The 1581-nt window shown below is 71.3% G+C and carries 3 protein-coding genes; all 3 read right to left on the bottom strand.

Annotated features, from left to right (window positions below; translation table 11 throughout):
- A partial coding sequence (locus tag D588_RS0116420) for a zf-HC2 domain-containing protein (RefSeq protein WP_017916752.1) occupies positions 1-310 on the bottom strand: 310 nt, incomplete at its 3' end.
- A complete protein-coding gene (locus D588_RS0116415) occupies positions 310-891 on the bottom strand; it encodes a sigma-70 family RNA polymerase sigma factor (protein WP_017916751.1) in 582 nt (193 codons plus the stop codon). The genes D588_RS0116415 and D588_RS0116420, both read right to left, overlap by 1 nt.
- Before the next feature lie 63 nt (positions 892-954).
- On the bottom strand, positions 955-1581 hold a 627-nt coding region (locus tag D588_RS0116410), incomplete at its 5' end, for a hypothetical protein (RefSeq protein ID WP_017916750.1).

Genomic DNA, 1581 nt, shown 5'->3' with positions numbered 1-1581 from the left:
TGGCGACCAGCGCCCGCGTGGTCCAGCTGGCGCGGCCGCGCTGCGGCGGCGCCTGCGGAACCGGCGCGTCCAGGCGCTGCAGCAGGCGCTGCAGCCCGGCTTCGGCATCCACCGGCACGTCGCTGGGCAGGGTCATGGCCATGCGCAGGCGGCTCTGCTGGGCGAACTCGGCGCTGCAGTGCCGGCACTTGGCCAGATGCGCGACCAGCCACTCGTTTTCGGCTTCCGTGGCGCTGCCCTGCAGCACCCACGGCATCAGGTCCCAGGCATGCGCGCACTCGTTGCCCGGCTCGTTGAAGCCCGTTTTCATCACGCGCTCTCCGTCAGCGTGGACGCATCGCCGGCCAATCCCGGCAACACGTTGCGAAGTTTGACCCGGGCATGGAACAACCGGGCTTTGATGGTGCCCACCGGGCACTGCATGATCGCGGCGACCTCTTCCAGCTTGTGGCCGAGGCCGTAGACCAGTTCCACCACCAGGCGCTGGTCGGCCGACAGGCGTTCCAGGCCCTTGCCCAGCCAGTCGCGCAGCTCGCGGTCCTTGTCCGGGTCGGCCGCCGCGGCGTGGTCCTCGGCGGCCACGCCGTCGTCGATGGTGTCGTCGCTGTGGTGGCGGATCGCCTTGAGCCCGCAGCGGTAGGCGATGCCCATGATCCAGGTCGAGACCTGCGAATCGCCGCGGAAGTCGCCGGCCTTCTGCCAGACGATCCAGAAGCAGTCGTTGATCGCTTCCTCGATGATGTCCGGGCGCCGGGTCAGCCGCGACAGGAACCGGCACAGGCGCCCGTGGTAGGCGCGGTACAGGCGGGTCAGCGCCTCGCGGTCGCTGGCGGCCATGCGCCGGAGCAGCATGCGGTCGGTGGCATCGCCGAGCAGGTCGGTGTCGTTCATGGGGGCAGGTGTGGCAACGGGCACCGGTATGTGCCGGGGCGGCACGGAAAGGTTGCGCTCGCCTCAGAAGCTGCGGGAGACGCTGGCCACCCACGGCCACAGGCCGCGGTCGGCATAGCCGGTGCGGGCGTTGCTGAACACACGGTCCACCTCCAGGCTCCAGCGCCCGGCGTTCCAGATCAGCCCGGCGTGGCCGTAGCGATAGTGCGCCGTGTACTCCAGTCCGTACAGGGTCGGCGGCGCCTGGCTGACGCCGGCGCCCACCGACAGCGACAGTGGGCCGGTCAGCGGCTGGTGCGCGGTCAGGTCCAGCGCCCCGTACCAGCGCTGCTGCAGGCCGCTGTCGGGCATGCGGAAGGCGGCCAGCGACAGGCTCAGGCGGTCGCGGTAGCTCCAGCCCAGGCTGACCTCGTCGCGGTTGAACAGGCGGTTGGCGCGTGCGCCAGGGTAGCGGTACAGCAGCGCCTCGGCCTGCAGTTGCCAGCTGTCGGATACGGTCCAGCTGCGCGACAGGCCGAGGCTGCTCATCAGCACCGTGCCCGGCGCGTCCAGCGCCACGCTGGCCGAGCCGCTCAGCGACCAGCCCGGCGCCGGCAGCCAGAACAGCGCGCCCTGCAAGGTCGGGGTCGCGCGGGTCACGGCGATGCCGCGGTCGACCAGTTGCGAGCTGATCCCGGCGGCGCCGCCGAT

It is taken from the genome of Xanthomonas sp. SHU 308 (genome assembly GCF_000364645.1).
GTDB lineage: Bacteria > Pseudomonadota > Gammaproteobacteria > Xanthomonadales > Xanthomonadaceae > Xanthomonas_A > Xanthomonas_A sontii.
The sequence above is the reverse complement of the archived record's forward strand: the minus strand, read 5'-3'. Positions and strand labels throughout refer to the sequence as shown.

Excerpts from the sequence above, each read along its gene's own strand:
- D588_RS0116415 (WP_017916751.1), bottom strand. The coding sequence starts at position 891 with ATGAACGACACCGACCTGCTCGGCGATGCCACCGACCGCATGCTGCTC.